Source organism: Streptomyces sp. NPDC003027, assembly GCF_053591435.1.
Map to the genome: position 1 here is coordinate 72825 of NZ_JBSFTU010000003.1, position 17200 is coordinate 90024.

Here is a 17200-nt window from a genome sequence, read left to right on the forward strand (position 1 = left end):
GAGGCAGTCGGAGGAGGAGACGTGGGAACACCCCCGGGCGGACGCCCTTACAACGGTTTTGAGGCGCAGCAGCCGCACGGAGACACGGCGCAGAACCGGTTCAACTTTCCCTCCGCACCGAGCAGACAGGGTGCACAGCAGCCCTATCAGCAGCCGCAGGCCCAGCCGTCGCCCGTGAGCGCGCCGAGCGCGCCGAGCGCCGCGCGTCGTCCGAGCGGTTCGGGTGGTTCGGGCGGTTCGGCCGGTCCGGGTGTGCACAACCCGCTCGTGCGTCCCTACGCGATGACCGGCGGCCGGACCCGGCCGCGTTACCAGCTCGCCATCGAGGCGCTGGTCAGTACGACGGCCGATCCGTCCCGGCTGCAGGGGCAGTTGCCCGAGCACCAGCGGATCTGCCGGCTCTGCTTCGAGATCAAGTCGGTCGCCGAGATCTCGGCGCTCCTCTCCATCCCCCTCGGCGTTGCCCGGATTCTCGTCGCCGACCTGGCCGAGGCCGGACTTGTCGCCATCCACCAGCCCGGCGGCGACGAAGCCGCCGGCGGTCAGCCAGACGTGACACTGCTCGAAAGGGTGCTCAGTGGACTTCGCAAGCTCTAGCGGCGGCGCGGCCCGTTCAACCACCAGCGCGAAGATCGTGGTGGCGGGTGGCTTCGGCGTGGGCAAGACCACGTTCGTCGGCGCCGTCTCGGAGATCAACCCGCTGCGTACCGAGGCCGTGATGACGTCTGCGTCGGCGGGCATCGACGACCTCACGCACACCGGCGACAAGACGACGACGACTGTCGCGATGGACTTCGGCCGTATCACCCTGGACCAGGACCTGATCCTGTACCTCTTCGGTACCCCGGGCCAGGACCGCTTCTGGTTCATGTGGGACGACCTGGTCCGCGGCGCCATCGGCGCCGTCGTGCTCGTGGACACCCGGCGGCTCGCCGACTGCTTCCCCGCGGTCGACTACTTCGAGAACAGCGGCCTGCCGTTCGTCATCGCGCTGAACGGCTTCGACGGCCACCAGCCGTACAACCCGGAGGAAGTCCGCGAGGCGCTGCAGATCGGCCCGGACACCCCCATCATCACCACCGACGCCCGCCACCGCGCGGACGCCAAGAGCGCGCTGATCACGCTGGTGGAGCACGCTCTGATGGCCCGCCTTCGGTAAGTCCCACCGCGAGGTGTGAAGAAGCCCCGCCGCACCGTCCGGTGCGCGGGGCTTCCTGGCGTCCGCGGGGGCGCGTACCGGCGCGGGGGCGCATGACCGGGTACGGCGAAGGCCCCCTGCTCCTCACGGAGCGGGGGGCCTTCGGTGCCCTGCGGGCTCAGCCCTGCCAGGAGTGGGAGGGGCGGAAGCCCGACTGGCGCTCCAGGCGGCGCCAGCCGGCCGTGGAGCGGGCGGACGTCGTGGCGTCGGCGGGCTGGGCGGCCGCGCGGGCGAGCAGGACCGCGGTGATGGCGGCCAGCTCCTCGGGGTCGGCGTGGCCCTTCTCGACTCGGAGAAGGTTGGCGGGCATGGTCACGAAGGTCTCCTCTTACTGAGGCGGGTTGCCGTGCTTGCGGGACGGCAGGTCGGCGTGCTTGGTGCGGAGCATGGCGAGGGACCGGATGAGGACCTCCCGCGTCTCGGCGGGGTCGATCACGTCGTCGACCAGGCCGCGCTCCGCGGCGTAGTAGGGGTGCATCAGCTCGGCCTTGTACTCCTTGACCATGCGGGCCCGCATGGCCTCGGAGTCCTCGGCCTCGGCGATCTGCTTGCGGAAGATGACGTTGGCGGCACCTTCGGCGCCCATCACCGCGATTTCGTTGGTGGGCCAGGCGTACGTCAGGTCGGCGCCGATGGACTGGGAGTCCATGACGATGTAGGCGCCGCCGTACGCCTTGCGCAGGATCAGCGAGATCCGGGGCACGGTCGCGTTGCAGTACGCGTACAGCAGCTTCGCGCCGTGGCGGATGATTCCACCGTGCTCCTGGTCGACGCCCGGCAGGAAGCCGGGTACGTCCAGAAGAGTGATGATCGGGATATTGAAAGCGTCGCACATCTGGACGAATCGTGCGGCCTTCTCGGACGCCTCGATGTCCAGGACGCCCGCCAGCGACTGCGGCTGGTTGGCGACGATGCCGACGACCTGGCCGTCGAACCGGGCCAGCGCGCAGATGATGTTGCGGGCCCAGCGCTCGTGGATCTCCAGGTAGTCGCCGTCGTCGACGAGCTCCTCGATCACCTTGTGCATGTCGTACGGACGGTTGCCGTCGGCGGGCACCAGGTCGAGCAGGACGTCCGAGCGGCGGTCGGCCGGGTCCTCGGAGGCGACGGTCGGCGGGTTCTCGCGGTTGTTCTGCGGGAGCATCGACAGGAGGTAGCGCACCTCGGCGATGCAGGTCTCCTCGTCGTCGTACGCGAAGTGCGCGACGCCGCTGGTCTCGGCGTGGACATCGGCGCCGCCGAGGCCGTTCTGGGTGATCTCCTCACCGGTGACGGCCTTGACGACGTCCGGTCCCGTGATGAACATCTGCGAGGTCTCGCGGACCATGAAGACGAAGTCGGTGAGGGCGGGGCTGTAGGCCGCGCCGCCGGCGCACGGGCCGAGCATCACGCTGATCTGCGGGATGACGCCCGAGGCGCGAGTGTTGCGCTGGAAGATGCCGCCGTAGCCGGCGAGGGCGGAGACGCCCTCCTGGATCCGGGCGCCCGCGCCGTCGTTCAGCGAGACGAGCGGGGCGCCGGCCGCGATGGCCATGTCCATGATCTTGTGGATCTTGGTGGCGTGGGCCTCGCCCAGCGCGCCGCCGAAGATCCGGAAGTCGTGGGCGTAGACGAAGACCGTGCGGCCCTCAACCGTGCCCCAGCCGGTGACGACACCGTCGGTGTACGGCCTCTTGGCCTCCAGGCCGAAGCCGGTGGCGCGGTGCCGGCGCAGCTGCTCGACCTCGTGGAAGGAGCCCGGGTCGAGCAGCAGCTCGATGCGCTCCCGGGCGGTCAGCTTGCCCTTGGCGTGCTGCGCCTCGGTCGCTCGGTCGCTCGGGCCACGCCTGGCCTCGTCGCGCAGGGCGTCCAGTTCGGCCACACGGCCACGGGCGTCGGTCGGCTCGCTCGGGATCTGGTCCACAACGGTCATGTACCGACCCTACGAAGTCGACCAAGGAAATCCCGCCGTCCACTCCGTACAGTCTCCCGCGTCGATTCCTGGTGGGGCTGGACAGAACCGTGCCGCACCCGGCGCGAGTCGACAGCGGGAGACCCCTAGTGTTTGTAGGATTCTCACATAACCCACCTGGGCGAAGGCCTTGGCAGCGGTGGGTGGCTCGGGCCGGTACGGGCACCGTACCGGCCCGCCGGAGATTCCCGGAGGCCGGGCCCGGTCAGCCGCCGCAGCGGAAGCGGGCGTTCCCCCAGTCGGCGTGGTCGTTGCCGTTGCCGTCGCCGCCGTCCGTGACGACGAGGTCGACGAAGGCGGCGCCCGTGACGTCGGCGGTGAGGGACCAGGCCGGGTCGGTCGCCTCGAGGACCGGTGAGGCGGCCTTCTCCGTACCGTCGGCGAGGACGCTGAAGCGGACGGTGCCCCGGGTCGTCTGGACGTCGTCCACGCCGACGTCGGCGGTGAGGGAGGTGCACCTGCCACCGAGGTGGTAGCGGATCCGGGCCGGGGCGTGGGTGCCCAGGCCCTTGGCGTACGCCACTCCCCCGATACGCAGTGGGCCGCCGTCGCCGGTGCCCGTCTCGCCGTTGGAGAGGTCGCGCTCGACCGGTCCCCAGCCGTTGGTGGCCGAGGTCCAGTCCAGGTCGCTCGCCCAGCTGTCGGCGGTGGGCGGCGGGGGCAGCGTACGGACGGAGGTGGTGGCGGTCAGCCTCCTGGCCTCTCCCCCGACGCTGTACGTGACGGTGGAGCCCAGGGGGTACGGCTGGTGGGCGGCGTCCGCCGGGGGTGTCACCTTCCACTTCGCTGTGGTCCTGGCGCCCGGCGCGACCGTCGGGAGGGCGACGGGGGCGGCCGGCTCGGCGGTCCAGCCCTCGGGGAGGGTGAGCGTCACCCGGGCGTCGCCGACGGCGCCCGCCTCGTCGTTGGCGAAGGTGGCCGTGACCTCGTTGGCCCGGCCGGGCTCCAGGGCGTCCGGGGCGGTGACGGCGAGCGTGCCGCAGGCGGGCTTCCGCGCGGCCGGACCCAGGTCGGTGACGGTGAAGGAGTCGAGGACGAAGTCGGCTCCGTCGGGCGCGTCGCCGCGCTTGCGCAGTCCGGTCCAGGTGTCGCCGCAGCCGGCCGTCACCGTCTCCGAGAAGTGCCCGGTGGTCCGCTGCTCGCCGAGGGGGGTCCTGCGGGTCTCGACGGAGGCGCCGTTCCCGTGCCCGCGGTCGTACCCGGTGACCCACTCGTAGGCGCCCGCGTGGCTGGACTGGTAGGCGTACTCCACGCGGTAGGTGTGCCCGTCCTTCATGGGGACGGTCCAGGGCGCGGTCCGGTAGACCAGGCCGGTGTTCTCGTCGTGCGACTTGAGGGACTCGGCGCCGCCGATGACGTCGTCGATCAGCTTTCCGTTCCAGCCGGACTGCGTGTAGGGGGCGTGCAGTTGGGCGATGTGGGTGCGCGGGTCGGTCGTACCGCCGGAGTCGCCCTTGAGGAAGGGGCCCCAGCCCTGGTCGACGGCCTCGAAGTCCTCGTACACCGCCGCGCCGGCCTTGGTCGCCGGGTCGTTGGCCACGACGCGGACGTCGTCGGCCCGGACGGTGGCGGTGCTGCCGCCGGCGGCCTCGATCCTCAGGGTCGCGGTCCCGCCGGCCGGGGCGGTGAAGGTGACCTTGGCGCGCTGGAGGCGGGTGCCGTTCCAGTCGGAGGCGGCGACCCGGTCCTCGAGGGCCGAGCGCGTGACGGTGACGGACCGGCCGGCGACGGAGAGCGTGGTCGGGCGGGTCTTCCCGGGCTCCACCTCGATCAGGGCGGAGGCGGTGTACCGCTTGCCGGGGGTCAGTCCGGTGAGCTGCTGGCGTACGGAGGTGGTGGCCGATCCGGTGAGCTTCGCGCTGTTGCGGCCGTGGTCGTCGGTGTCACGGGTGACCGTGCCGGTCTTCGACCAGGCGGCGAGGTTCCGGTCGTTGAAGCCGGGGTCCTTGACCGGGGTGCCCTCGCCCCAGCGCGGGTCACGCGGCTCGGGTGCCCGCTGCGGGTAGAGGACGTAGGGTTGTCCGGCGACGGCGTCGAGGGTGATCCTCCCGCCGACGGGCCGTACGGTCGCGGTCTTCACCCGGCCGTTGTCGGTGAGCTTGTGGACGGTGTACGGGCCGGTGCCCGCAACCGCCCAAGTGGTCGTGCCGCCCGCCTTGTTGTAGTGGTAGAGCTTCCTGCCGCCGTCCCAGGGCAGGAGGTAGGTCTCGCCGTCGAGGACCTTGCGGCCGTTGTCGTGGAAGGTGCGGCGGCCGTTCTCCACGGTGCCGCGAACGCCGCCGGTGAAGGTGAGGTCGTTGCCGTTCCAGCGGGTGATCCTCTGCTGCTGGAGGTATTTGGCGGGCAGGTTCTTCTGCCAGATGTTGGCGTAGAAGTGGTTCCAGTCCGTCTCGCCGGTCCAGCCTTCGAAGTCTTCGAGGGCGGTCTGGCCGAGGACCGGGTGGTTGTTCCAGACGTCCTTCTCGGCGTTGCGGATGAACCGGATGATCTGCGAGTTCAGGCCCTTGTTGGTGGCGCCGCCGTAGTCCAGGTCGTTGGCCCAGTGGGACCAGAGGGAGGCGCGCTCGAACTTCTCGGACCACTCGGTGGCGACGTTCCAGCCCTGTGCCCGCACGGCCCGCATCGTCTTGTCCGCGATCCAGCCGTGGGTGTAGTAGACGTCGATGTAGAGCATCGACAGGTTGGGGTCGGTCTCGTCGCGCAGCTGCTGGAAGCGGCGGGCGAGGTCGCCGCTGTTGATGTCCCGGCGCTGGTCGATGTAGTAGCTCTGGTTGAGCCAGTTCCAGCCGGGCCTGGTCTTGTCGACGAGGGTCTCGCTGAAGTTCCTCGCCTCCGGGTAGGACTCGGTGGCGTTGACGTGGACGCCGAAGCCGGCGCCCCACTTCCGGCCTTCCCTGAGCAGCGTGTTGAGGTCGTCGAGGCCGCCCGCGCGCTTGTTGTAGTTGCCGCCGTAGTCGGGGTGGGCGGAGTCGTGGCCCTCGGAGCCGTACCCCTTGAGCAGGGCGAACTGGCCGAGGCCGTCGGTGGCGAGCGAGATGCGCTTGACGTCGTCGAGGGTGCGCAGGAAGGGGTGGGTGGCGTTGCTGGCGAAGTTGAACGGGATGTGCGCGATCACCCGGTCCGGGGTCGCGTCGCTGCCCGGTGCCTTGATCCCGATCGCGGGGAAGGCCAGGGCGCCGTCCTGCCAGTCGGTGCGCCCGTCGGCGTTGGCGTCGGGGGTGACGACGACCTTGGCCCAGGGCAGGTCGGCGCCGCTCTCGGGGGCGGGCGCGCCGGCGCCCCGGTAGGTCCACTGGCCGGACCAGACGCCGACGCGGGTCTCGGCGCCGTTCTTCCGCGCCTGGTGCCAGAAGCGGGCGCCGTCGCGGGCGCTCGGGCCGGAGGGCTTGTCGTAGCTGGAGTTCGACTCGACGGCAGCGGCGAGGGACCCGGTGTTGACGATGGCGTAGCTGGCGCCGGTCGGGGCGGCCTCGGCGGGTGTGGCGTCGGTGACCTTCGCGAAGACGTCGGCGGTGCGGGTGGAGTCGGGGTCGAGCCGGGTGAAGGCGGTCTCGGCGCCGCTGTCGGAGGAGCCGACGGAGACGAGGTCGTGGCCGGGTATGTCGAGGGTGCCGACCCGGAACGCCCCGGTGTCGCGGACGGTGGTGACCTTGAAGGTAGTGGCGCGGCCGCTGACGCTCAGGGTCGCGTCGATCTCGACTCCGGGCAGGGCGGGGAAGGCCAGGGTGTACGCGGCGGTGGCGGGGGTGAGGACGGGGGCGGACGTGGCTTCCACCTCGTACGCCGTGCCGTTGAGGACGATCCGGGTCACCGGGGCCGTACTGCCGAGGAGGCGGGCGCCGGTCGCGCGGTCGGTGTACGAGACGACGCGCGGGAAGTCCTGGGCGACGGCGACGGAGAGCTGGTCGGAGCCGATGAGGGACGTGGCGGAGGCGGCGGAGGAGGCCGCCTGCGGGCCGGGGGCGTCGGCGAGGGACGGCCCCGCCAGGGCGACCACGACGGACGAGGCGGCGGCGAGGGCACAGGCCGCGCGGAGACGTCGCGACCCGGGCGCGGGCCGGGGAAGGGGCTTGGGGAGGGGCTTGGCGAGGGACATGGCCCCTAGTTGGCCCGTGGCGCGCGGCACCGTCAACGAGATCGCGGGCCGCGGGCCGCACCAGTCCAACAACCCTCTTCGGTTAGTCCAAGCGCCGTCCGGGTGATCCTTCGCCGAAGATGTTGAAACTTGAACGGAATCGGGTTACGGTCGTTGTTGTTGAAGCTTAAACAACATCCGCGATCCCTCAAGGAGTACGTCATGGGCATCTTCGGCCGCAGGAACGAGACCGCCGCCACCACCGCCGTCGCCACCCTCCCCGTCGACCCGGCCCTGGCCGCCCTGACCGGCGACTACACCATCGACCCGGCCCACAGCAGCATCGGCTTCACCGTCCGCCACGCGATGGTCACCAATGTGCGCGGCAGCTTCGCCGAGCACGAGGGCACGCTGACGCTCGACGGGTCGAACCCGGGCGCCTCCTCCGCCTCGATCGACGTCAAGATCGCCTCCATCGACACGGGCATCGCCGACCGCGACGGCCACCTGCGCGGCGGCGACTTCTTCGACGCCGAGCGCTTCCCGCTGATGTCCTTCCGCTCCACCAGGGCCGAGCAGCTGGGCGGCGACCTGTACCGCGTCACCGGTGACCTCACGATCAAGGACGTCACGCGCCCGCTCTCCATCGACCTGGAGTTCAACGGCGCGGCCACGGACGTCTACGGCAACGAGCGCGTCGGCTTCGAGGGCTCGGCCGAGATCCTGCGCTCCGACTGGGGCCTGACGTGGAACGCGGCGCTGGAGACCGGCGGCGTCATGGTCAGCGACAAGGTCAAGCTGAACTTCGACATCTCCGCGATCAGGAACGCCGCCTGATCGCTCCGGGACGCCCCGCCACACGAGCGCGCCCGCCCTCCGCGACAGCGGAAGGGCGGGCGCTCGGCGTTTGCGGGGGCCTTGTCAGTGGTGGCCGCTAGCGTCGGCGGCATGGAATTCCGCATCGACAGCAGTGTGTTGACCGACGCCGTGGCCTGGGCCGCCCGCGTCCTGCCCGCCCGGTCGCCGGTGCCTGTGCTCGGCGGGCTCCTCCTGGAGGCGCGGGACGACGGCCTGTTGCGCGTCTCCGGACTCGACTACGAGGCGTCGGCACGCATCGAGGTCGCGGCGGACACGGCCGCGCCGGGCCGGGTCCTGGTGCTGGGACGGCGGTTGCTCGACATCTGCAAGGTCCTGCCGAGGGGGCCCGTGGAGTGCGCGGTCGAGGGGGCACGGCTCGCGGTGACCGGTGGGGACGCCCGGTTCGGCCTCTCCCTGCTGCCGCTGGAGGACTATCCGGCGCAGCCTGCGCTGCCCGCGTTCCGGGGAGTGGTGGACGCCGAGGCGTTCGCGACGGCGGTCGGGCAGGTGGCGGTGGCCGCGGGCCGGGACGACTCGCTGCCGGTCCTGACGGGCGTACGGCTCGCCCTCGACGGTACGGAGATGACGCTGGCCGCGACCGACCGCTACCGCTACGCGGTCCGCACGCTGGAGTGGAAGCCGGAGCCCTCCGCCGAGGAGACCGGGGAGACCGATGTCGTGGTGCCGGCGCGCCGGCTGACCGAGATCGCCCGCTCCCTCTCCGGGGCCGGTCCGGTCCGGCTCGCCCTGGACGGCGGTTCGATCGGCTTCGAGAGCGAGGGGACGCGGGCGACGACCCGGCTGCTCGACGGCCGCCTCCCCCGCCACGACAAGCTCTTCGCCCTCGGTGACCACGCCGTCGCGCGGACGGACCGGGTGCCGCTGGTCGAGGCCGTGAAGCGGGTCGCGGTGGTCGCGGAGGGCGACAGCCCGGTCCAGCTGGCCTTCACCGGCGACGCCGTCCATCTCCAGGCCGGGTACGAGGACGACGTGGCCTCCCAGCGGCTCCGGGCCGTCCTGACCGGGGCCGAGTCGATGACGGTCGCCTTCAATCCCGGCTATCTCCTGGACGCGCTCGGCTCGTTCGGCACCGGATCGGTCCGTTTCCATCTGCTCGGCCCGGGCCAGCGCGCGCTGATCACGGACGGGGAGGGCGCGGCCCACCGCCATCTGCTGATGTCGGTGAAGCCGCTGATGTGACGGCCGGGGATGGGCCGACCGGGGCTCTGGGCGGCCGGGGTTCTCGGGCGGCCGGGGTTCTCGGGCGGCCGGGGGTTCTGGGCCGACCGGGCTCTGGGGCGGCCGGGCTCTGGGGCGGCCGGTGCTCTCGGGACCCGGCCCAGGGTGCGCCTCGCCCCCTAGAACCCGCCACCGAAGTCCCCGCCGCCGCCGAAGTCGCCGAACCCGCCGCCACCACCGAAGTCGCTCGACCCGAAGTCACCGGAGCTGAAGTCCGCGCCGGAGAAGTCCCCGCCCTCGAACTCCGAGCCGCCGTACTCGCCCGCGTAGGCCGGGGTGGAGAGCATGGAGCCGAGCATGGTGCCGACCAGCAGGCCGGGAAGCAGACCGCCGCCGAAGTAGCCGCCCGCCCAGGGGCCGTACGCCGGTCCCGCCTCCCAGTACGGGCGGCGGCCGCCGTCGGTCTCGACCGTACGGGCCATGGGGTCCCGCCCGTCGTCGAGGCGGGCGGCGTCGGCGGCGCAGACCGGGACCTGGCGGGCGGCGCCGCCGACCGGGGTCCAGGTCCGGTCCTCGGAGGCCGGGCCGTGCCGCGGGTCGAAGAAGCAGGGCGGCCGGCGCTCGGGCAGCGGTCGGCGCTCGCGGCGGGCGGCCAGCACGGCGAGGGACCAGCGGCCGTCCTCCAGGGCCTGGGTCACGGCGCGGACGTCGTGCGGGTGCCTCGCCGAGCCCATGAGCGACTTGGCCTTGTCGTAGGAGTCGAGGGCGCGTTCGTACTCGCCGCGCATGGCGTCGTCGGCGCCGGGCTCCGCCGGGTGGAAGTCGAGGCGGTCGAGCTCCTCGCCGAAGGCGGTGATGTCCTCGTCGACGACGACCCGGAGCCGGTCGAGGGCCGCGCGCTCCTCGGCCTCCCTGCGGAGCCGGTTGCGGCGGACGACCGCGTAGGCGCTCGCACCGCCCGCGGCGGCGACCGCGCCGAGGGTCACCAGACCGGCGACCGGGGCACCGCTGTCGGTGCCCACGTCTCCCCAGGAGGCGGGGGCGGAGCCGCGCAGGGTGGGCAGGGCCTGGTCGACGAAGTTGTTCAGCTCGGTCCCGGCGTCGACCCCCGGCTGGCGCACGGCCGTGATCAGGTTCTGCACGGCGTCGCGGGACAGCACGGAGGAGTCCGCGGCGGCGTTGAAGCCGTCACCGAGGCGGACGGCGTAGAGGCCGGTCACCCCGGTCTCGGTGCGCAGATTGCGGAGCAGGTTCTCGGGCGGGAACTCCTCGTTCGCCGGCAGCACGGCCACGAAGAGCGGCTTGTCCGCGTCCTTGATCTTCTGGGCGAGGGCGTCCGCGTCGGCCCGCGAGAGCTGGTCGGCGGCGCCTGGATGGACGTACACCGGACCCTGCTTCAGGGCCTCGGCGGCGTCGGAGATCCCGGTGGCCCTGGCGCCCGCGGACGGGGTCAGGACCAGGAGCAGCAGCAGTGCCAGCCCCGCGAGGGCCGACAGAAGGGGAAACGGCCTGGTCCTCATAGTTCGAAGCTACCCGAACAGGCTCGAACAAGACATAGAGGACGCAGACCGTTTCCCATCACTCGGGGCAGGCCCTCAGAGCGTGGGGCTACTCCGCCGGTTCGATGCCGACCCGCAGCAGCCCGTAGGTGAACGCGTCCTCCAGCGCCTGCCAGGAGGCGGCGATCACGTTCTCGCCGACGCCGACCGTCGACCACTCGCCGTTGCCGTCGCTGGTGGTGATCAGCACGCGGGTCGTGGACTCCGTGCCGTGGCGGCCCTCCAGGATGCGGACCTTGTAGTCGACCAGCTCGAACTTGGCGAGCTGGGGGTAGATCCGCTCCAGGGCCACCCGCATCGCCCGGTCGAGGGCGTTGACGGGGCCGTTGCCCTCCGCCGTGGCGACGATCCGCTCACCCTTGGCCCAGAGCTTCACGGTCGCCTCGTTGGCGTGGATGCCGTCGGGCCGGTCCTCGACGATCGCGCGCCAGGACTCCGTACGGAAGTAGCGGCGCGGCCTGCCCTCCGCCTCCTCGCGCAGCAGCAGCTCGAAGGAGGCGTCGGCGGCCTCGTAGGTGTAGCCCTTGAGTTCGCGTTCCTTGACCCGCTCGACGACCCGGCCGACCAGTTGGCGGTCGTCGCCGAGGTCGACGCCGAGCTCCTTGCCCTTGAGCTCGATGGAGGCGCGTCCGGCCATGTCGGAGACGAGCATCCGCATGGTGTTGCCGACCAGCTCCGGGTCGATGTGCTGGTAGAGGTCCGGGTCGACCTTGATGGCGGAGGCGTGGAGTCCGGCCTTGTGCGCGAAGGCCGAGACACCCACGTAGGGCTGGTGGGTGGAGGGGGTCAGATTGACGACCTCGGCGATGGCGTGCGAGATGCGGGTCATCTCTGCGAGCGCGCCCTCGGGCAGCACCCGCTTGCCGTACTTGAGCTCGAGCGCGGCGACGACCGGGAAGAGGTTGGCGTTGCCGACGCGCTCGCCGTAGCCGTTGGCGGTGCACTGGACGTGGGTGGCGCCCGCGTCGACCGCGGCCAGCGTGTTGGCGACGGCGCAGCCGGTGTCGTCCTGGGCGTGGATGCCGAGCCGGGCGCCGGTGTCGGCGATGACGGTGGCGACGACGGCCTGGACCTGGGCGGGGAGCATGCCGCCGTTGGTGTCGCAGAGGATCACGACGTCGGCGCCGGCCTCGTGGGCGGCGCGGACGACGTCCTTGGCGTACTGCGGGTTGGCCTTGTAGCCGTCGAAGAAGTGCTCGCAGTCGACGAAGACCCGGCGGCCCTGGGAGCGCAGGTGGGAGACGGTGTCGCGGACCATCTCCAGGTTCTCGTCCAGGGTGGTGCGCAGCGCGAGCTCGACATGCCGGTCGTGCGACTTGGCGACCAGGGTGATCACCGGGGCGCCGGAGTCGAGGAGGGCCTTGACCTGCGGGTCCTCGGCGGCGTTGCCGCCGGCCCGGCGGGTGGCGCCGAAGGCGACGAGCTGGGCGTGCCGGAAGTCGATCTCCTGCCGGGCGCGCGCGAAGAACTCGGTGTCACGCGGGTTGGCGCCGGGCCAGCCGCCCTCGATGAAGCCCACGCCGAACTCGTCGAGGTGCCGCGCGATGGTCAGCTTGTCCGCGACGGTGAGGTTGATCCCCTCGCGCTGCGCCCCGTCGCGCAGCGTGGTGTCGAAGACGTGGAAGCTGTCGTCGGGACGCGCGCTCGCGTCGGTCTCCGTGGTCATGACTGTGTTGGCTCCTGTCGGATGTGGCTCCGGAAGGTCTGGCTCCACTTGCCCCCATTTTCGCGCGCGGTCCGTCTCCGGCGTGGGTGGGGCCGGAAAACGAAAAAACCCCTCGCGGGTGCGAGAGGTCTGCGCGCGGGTCTGGGGCACGGTGTCCACTGCCGCGGGGATCGAGCCGCGGTTCAGCGGTCACTGCGGACCGGCGCGCTGCTGCCGATAATCATCGTGGTAGCAAGCACGCCCGCAGTGTGCCACACCCCTCCCGGCCGCGGGACACGGATCTCACGATTCGGGCACCCGCCCGTGCCGGGTCGCGGCGCCGGCGTACGAAACGGCGCCGCCCGGGAGCGCGGCGACGCACCGGCGTCCGGCTCGGCGACGCCCGGGAGCCCGGATGCAGGTCGTCGCAGGGCCCGCGCTCACGCGGGCGGGATCGGCGGTGGCGGGGCGGATGTCCCCACCCGGGCGCCCTCGCCCGCGCTACGCTCGCGCGACCAGCGTGTCCTCCACGAACTCCCGTACGTGGGCGAGGACCTGTTCCCGTCCGGTGCCGGGGATGCCGACCGCGACGTGGACGCTGAACCCGTCGAGGAGGGCCCGCATCCGGGCCGCGAAGCGGTCGGGGTCCACCGGCCGGAACTCGCCGCGCGAGACGCCCTCGGCGATCAGCGCGACCAGGTCCCGGTGCCAGGCCCCTTCGATGGCGGCCTGCCGGGCGCGGGCGTCGGCCTCGGCGTTCTGGGACCGGTTCCAGACCTCGAGCCAGAGGGTCCAGTGGGGGTCGCGGGGGCCGTCGGGGACGTAGACGTCGATGTATCCGTCGAGCCGCTCGCGGGCGGTCCCGGGCCGGGAGAGCAGGGCGCTGCGCTCTACGCCGAGCCGCCCCTCGCTCCACTCCAGGGTCTGCAGGAGCAGCTCGTCCTTGGTGCGGAAGTAGTAGAGCAGGTGCCCGCTGCTCATCCCGACCTCGCGCCCGAGCCCGGCCATGGTCAGCCCGTCGAGCCCGCGCTCGGCGATGGTGTCCATCGCGGCGGCGAGCAGCTCGTCGCGGGGCGGGGCGGCCTGGTTGCGGCGCCGGGGGGCGGCGGGGTTGATGCGGGTCACTCGTACGTTCTACCTCATGGGCTCAAGGGGGTTCGGTCCGCCTTCCGGCGGGGGCGCACCCCCGGGAACGGGGGCTCCTGGCGTGCCGCAGCCCGGCCGCGGGCCCTCCGGGAGCCCGCGGCCCGCCCCCCTCGGCCTCTCAGACCTTCGGCTGCTGCTGCGTGATGCAGTGGATGCCGCCCCCGCCCGCGAAGATCGCGCGCGCGTCCACCAGCGTCACGATCCGCTCCGGGAAGAGCCGGCGGAAGATGCCCGCCGCGATCTCGTCGTTCGGGTCGTCGAAGCCGCACAGCACCACGCCGCCGTTGCAGAGGTAGTGGTTGATGTACGAGTAATCGACCCAGTCGCCCTCCTCGTCCTTCAGGACGGTCGGGGCCGGGATCTCGACGATCTCCAGGGTGCGGCCCTTCGCGTCGGTCTGGCCGCGCAGCAGGTCGACGTACAGGCGCGAGCGCTCGTGGTCGGGGTGGGCCGGGTCCTGCTGGCTGTGGACGACCACGACGCCGGGCTTGGCGAAGGCGGCCACGATGTCGACATGTCCCTGGGTGCCGTAGAGGCCGTAGTCCCCGGTCAGGCCGTGCGGGAGCCAGATCGCCTTCGTCGTGCCCAGCTTGGCGTGGATCTCGGCCTCGACCTCCTCGCGCGTCCACTGGGGGTTGCGGCCCGCGCCGAGCTGGACGGTGTCGGTCAGCAGGACCGTTCCCTCACCGTCGACGTGGATCGCGCCGCCCTCGTTGACGAGCGGCGAGGAGAGCACCGGCACCCCGGCCAGGTCCGCGACATGGCGGGCGATCTTGGAGTCGTGCTCCCAGCGCGCCCAGTCCTGCGCGCCCCAGCCGTTGAACACCCAGTCGACCGCGCGGAGTTCGGAGCCGTCGGTGACGAACGTGGGGCCGATGTCCCGCATCCAGGCGTCGTCCAGATCCCGCTCGACCAGGTCGACCGAGTCGCCGAGCAGGGCCCGCGCGGAGTCCAGCTGCCCGGGGCCGACCACCATCGTCACCGGCTCGAAGCGGCGCACGGCACGGGCCACCGAGGCCCAGGCGGCGCGCGCCTCGGTCAGTTCCTCCTCGCTGGTGAAGGTGGGGTTGGGGCCGGGCCAGGCCATCCAGGTGCGCTCGTGGGGGGCCCACTCGGGCGGCATGCGGAAGCTCATGGGATGCGTCCTCAGAGGAAGTAGAGACGGTTGAGGGAGATGGACTCGGCCGGTTCGGAGCGGATCGGGTCGCCGTCCAGCGACACCAGGCCCGTCCGGCCGTCGACCGAGACGTCTCCGATACGGGAGTTGAGGAGCAGGTCGCCGGGGCCGATGCCCCGCGTGCCGCGGACGGCCACCCGGCGGCGCCGGGTCGGCATGGAGTCGGAGCCGAGGTCGACGGCGGCCTGGGCGACGAAGGCGACGGAGATGTCGGCCGGGGTCGCGCCGTGCGCCCCGAACAGCGGTCCGAGGACCAGCGGTTCGCAGGTGTCGGTGGCGGCGTTCGGATCGCCCACGACCCCCCAGGCGGGGAAGCCGGACTTCAGCACCATCTGCGGCTTGGCACCGAAGAACTCGGGCCGCCACAGCACGATGTCGGCCATCTTGCCGACCTCGACGGAGCCGATCTCGTGGGCGAGGCCGTGGGCGATCGCCGGGTTGATGGTGAGCTTGGCCATGTAGCGCAGCACGCGCGCGTTGTCGTCGTGCGCGCCGTCGCCCTCCAGCGGGCCCAGCTCGGCCTTCATCTTCCCGGCCATGGCGAAGGTCCGGCGTACGGTCTCGCCGGCCCTTCCCATCCCCTGCGCGTCGGAGGAGGTGATCCCGATCGCGCCGAGGTCGTGCAGGACGTCCTCCGCTCCCATCGTCCCGGCCCGGATCCGGTCGCGCGCCATGGCGGCGTCGCCGGGGAGGTCGGTCTTCAGGTCGTGGACGGAGACGATCATCCCGTAGTGCTCGGCGACCGCGTCGCGGCCGAAGGGCAGCGTGGGGTTGGTGGACGAGCCGATGACGTTCGGCACGCCCGCCATCTTGAGGACGTTGGGCACGTGTCCGCCGCCGCAGCCCTCGATGTGGAAGGCGTGGATCGTACGGCCGTCCAGGACGCGCAGGGTGTCCTCGACGGAGAGGCATTCGTTGAGGCCGTCGCTGTGCAGGGCGACCTGGACGTCGTGCTCCTCGGCGACCCGCAGGGCGGTGTCGAGGGCGCGGGTGTGCGCGCCCATGTCCTCGTGGACCTTGAAGCCGGACGCGCCGCCCTCGGCGAGCGCCTCGACGAGCGGGGCGGCGTCCGAGGAGGAGCCGCGGGCGAGGAAGCCGATGTTGACGGGCCAGGCGTCGAAGGCGTTGAAGGCGTGCTTGAGGGCCCAGGGCGAGTTGACGCCGACGCCCCAGACGGGGCCGAACTCCTGGCCGATGATCGTGGTCACGCCGGAGGCCAGCGAGGCTTCCATGATCCGCGGCGACAGGAGGTGGACGTGGGTGTCGATGGCTCCGGCGGTGGCGATCAGGCCCTCGCCGGAGACGATCGACGTGCCGGTGCCGACGACGACGTCGACGCCGTCGAGGGTGTCCGGGTTGCCGGCCCGCCCGATGGCGTGGATGCGGCCCTCGCGGATGCCGATGGACACCTTGCGGATGCCCTGGACGGCGTCGATCAGCAGGACGTTGCTGATCACGACGTCGCAGGTCTCGCGGACGGCCGCGGCCTTGAGGTGCAGGCCGTCGCGGGCGGTCTTGCCGAAGCCGGCGAGGAACTCGTCGCCGGGCTTCTGGGAGTCCGACTCGACCCGGACGACGAGCCCGGAGTCGCCCAGGACGACCCGGTCCCCGGCACGGGGGCCGTGCACCGACGCGTACTCGTACGGGTCCATCAGTTGCCCTCCTTCGGGGACTCGGCACCGAGGTAGCCACAGGCCGCCGCCCTGCGCAGCGCCTCTTCCTTCGCGCCCGGCTCGTCGAGCGGGCCGTCGACCAGGCCCGCGAAGCCGATGGCGACGCGGGCGCCGCCGATGGGGACGAGGCCGACCTCAGCCTCACCGCCCGGGTCGAAGCGGAACGAGGACCCGGCCGGGACGGCGAGCCGCATGCCGTAGGCGGCGGCGCGGTCGAAGTCGAGCCGCGGGTTGGCCTCGAAGAAGTGGAAGTGCGAGGTGACGCTGACGGGGACGGCCGCGGTGTTGCGGACGGTCAGGGTGAGCGCGGGCTGCTGCTCGGCCGGCGCGGGGCCCGGCAGCAGGGCGCCCGGGGCGCCCTCGCCGAGAGCGCCTCCCCCCGATTCGCGGGGGGACCCCCAGCCGATCGGGTCGGAGACGACCGCGAGCCGCGAGCCGTCGTCGAAAACGGCCTCGACATGCACTTCGGTGACGATGTCGGCCACGCCCGGCAGCACGTCGTCCGGGCCGAGGACGGAGCGGGCCGCCGCGATCGCCTCGGCGAGCCGCTTGCCGTCGCGGGCCGCCTCGCAGACGGTGTCCGCGATCAGGGCGGTCGCCTCGGGCACGTTCAGCCGCAGGCCCCTGGCCCGGCGGGCCCTGGCGAGCTCGGCGGCGCCGAAGAGCAGCAGCCGGTCGCGCTCCGTGGGGGTCAGTCGCACGTCAGAAACACCTCCTGTTTGAGCGACACTCTAATCGC

At 72.2% G+C, this 17200-nt stretch carries 13 protein-coding genes; 4 read left to right on the forward strand and 9 right to left on the reverse strand.

What is annotated here, in order from left to right; translation table 11 throughout:
- Nucleotides 1-21: 21 nt before the first annotated feature.
- A complete protein-coding gene (locus ACWDX6_RS03670) occupies nt 22-597 on the forward strand; it encodes a DUF742 domain-containing protein (RefSeq protein WP_451483295.1) in 576 nt (191 codons plus the stop codon).
- Complete coding sequence (locus tag ACWDX6_RS03675; protein WP_050791473.1) at nt 578-1159, forward strand: GTP-binding protein; 582 nt, start codon at nt 578-580, stop codon at nt 1157-1159. The genes ACWDX6_RS03670 and ACWDX6_RS03675 overlap by 20 nt, the downstream gene beginning before the upstream one ends.
- Before the next feature lie 157 nt (nt 1160-1316).
- Here ACWDX6_RS03675 and ACWDX6_RS03680 read toward each other — a convergent pair whose 3' ends face one another.
- From ACWDX6_RS03680 to ACWDX6_RS03690, 3 genes are all read right to left on the reverse strand, one after another.
- Complete coding sequence (locus ACWDX6_RS03680) at nt 1317-1508, reverse strand: acyl-CoA carboxylase subunit epsilon (RefSeq protein WP_451483494.1); 192 nt, start codon at nt 1506-1508, stop codon at nt 1317-1319.
- A gap of 18 nt (nt 1509-1526) precedes the next feature.
- Nucleotides 1527-3110 carry an acyl-CoA carboxylase subunit beta gene (locus ACWDX6_RS03685; RefSeq protein ID WP_451483296.1) on the reverse strand — a complete coding sequence of 528 codons (1584 nt, stop codon included), beginning with the start codon at nt 3108-3110 and terminating at the stop codon, nt 1527-1529.
- A gap of 244 nt (nt 3111-3354) precedes the next feature.
- Nucleotides 3355-7245: an endo-alpha-N-acetylgalactosaminidase family protein gene (locus ACWDX6_RS03690; protein ID WP_451483297.1), complete on the reverse strand. Its 3891-nt coding sequence runs from the start codon at nt 7243-7245 to the stop codon at nt 3355-3357.
- A gap of 201 nt (nt 7246-7446) precedes the next feature.
- Between ACWDX6_RS03690 and ACWDX6_RS03695 the strand changes: the two genes are divergently transcribed.
- Together ACWDX6_RS03695 and dnaN are read left to right on the forward strand one after the other, a co-directional pair.
- The gene (locus tag ACWDX6_RS03695) at nt 7447-8061 is read left to right on the forward strand and encodes a YceI family protein (RefSeq protein WP_451483298.1); all 615 of its coding nucleotides are present in this window, start codon (nt 7447-7449) and stop codon (nt 8059-8061) included.
- 111 nt (nt 8062-8172) lie between these two features.
- Complete coding sequence (gene dnaN / locus ACWDX6_RS03700; RefSeq protein WP_451483299.1) at nt 8173-9282, forward strand: DNA polymerase III subunit beta; 1110 nt, start codon at nt 8173-8175, stop codon at nt 9280-9282.
- A 158-nt stretch (nt 9283-9440) separates the two neighbouring features.
- On the opposite strand, the gene ACWDX6_RS03705 is transcribed toward dnaN, so the two are convergent.
- From ACWDX6_RS03705 to ureA, 6 genes are all read right to left on the reverse strand, one after another.
- On the reverse strand, nt 9441-10781 hold the full coding sequence (locus tag ACWDX6_RS03705; RefSeq protein ID WP_451483300.1) for a hypothetical protein: 1341 nt from the start codon (nt 10779-10781) through the stop codon (nt 9441-9443).
- 88 nt (nt 10782-10869) lie between these two features.
- Entirely contained in the window at nt 10870-12486 is a 1617-nt protein-coding gene (gene cimA / locus ACWDX6_RS03710) for a citramalate synthase (protein ID WP_451483301.1), read from the reverse strand.
- A 480-nt stretch (nt 12487-12966) separates the two neighbouring features.
- On the reverse strand, nt 12967-13527 hold the full coding sequence (locus ACWDX6_RS03715) for a TetR/AcrR family transcriptional regulator (protein WP_451483495.1): 561 nt from the start codon (nt 13525-13527) through the stop codon (nt 12967-12969).
- Between the two features lie 202 nt (nt 13528-13729).
- Entirely contained in the window at nt 13730-14746 is a 1017-nt protein-coding gene (locus ACWDX6_RS03720) for an agmatine deiminase family protein (protein WP_451483302.1), read from the reverse strand.
- Between the two features lie 11 nt (nt 14747-14757).
- A complete protein-coding gene (locus tag ACWDX6_RS03725) occupies nt 14758-16440 on the reverse strand; it encodes an urease subunit alpha (protein WP_451483303.1) in 1683 nt (560 codons plus the stop codon).
- Nucleotides 16440-17162: an urease subunit gamma gene (ureA, locus tag ACWDX6_RS03730; protein ID WP_451483304.1), complete on the reverse strand. Its 723-nt coding sequence runs from the start codon at nt 17160-17162 to the stop codon at nt 16440-16442. Before ureA ends, ACWDX6_RS03725 begins: the two co-directional genes overlap by 1 nt.
- Between the last annotated feature and the right edge of the window lie 38 nt (nt 17163-17200).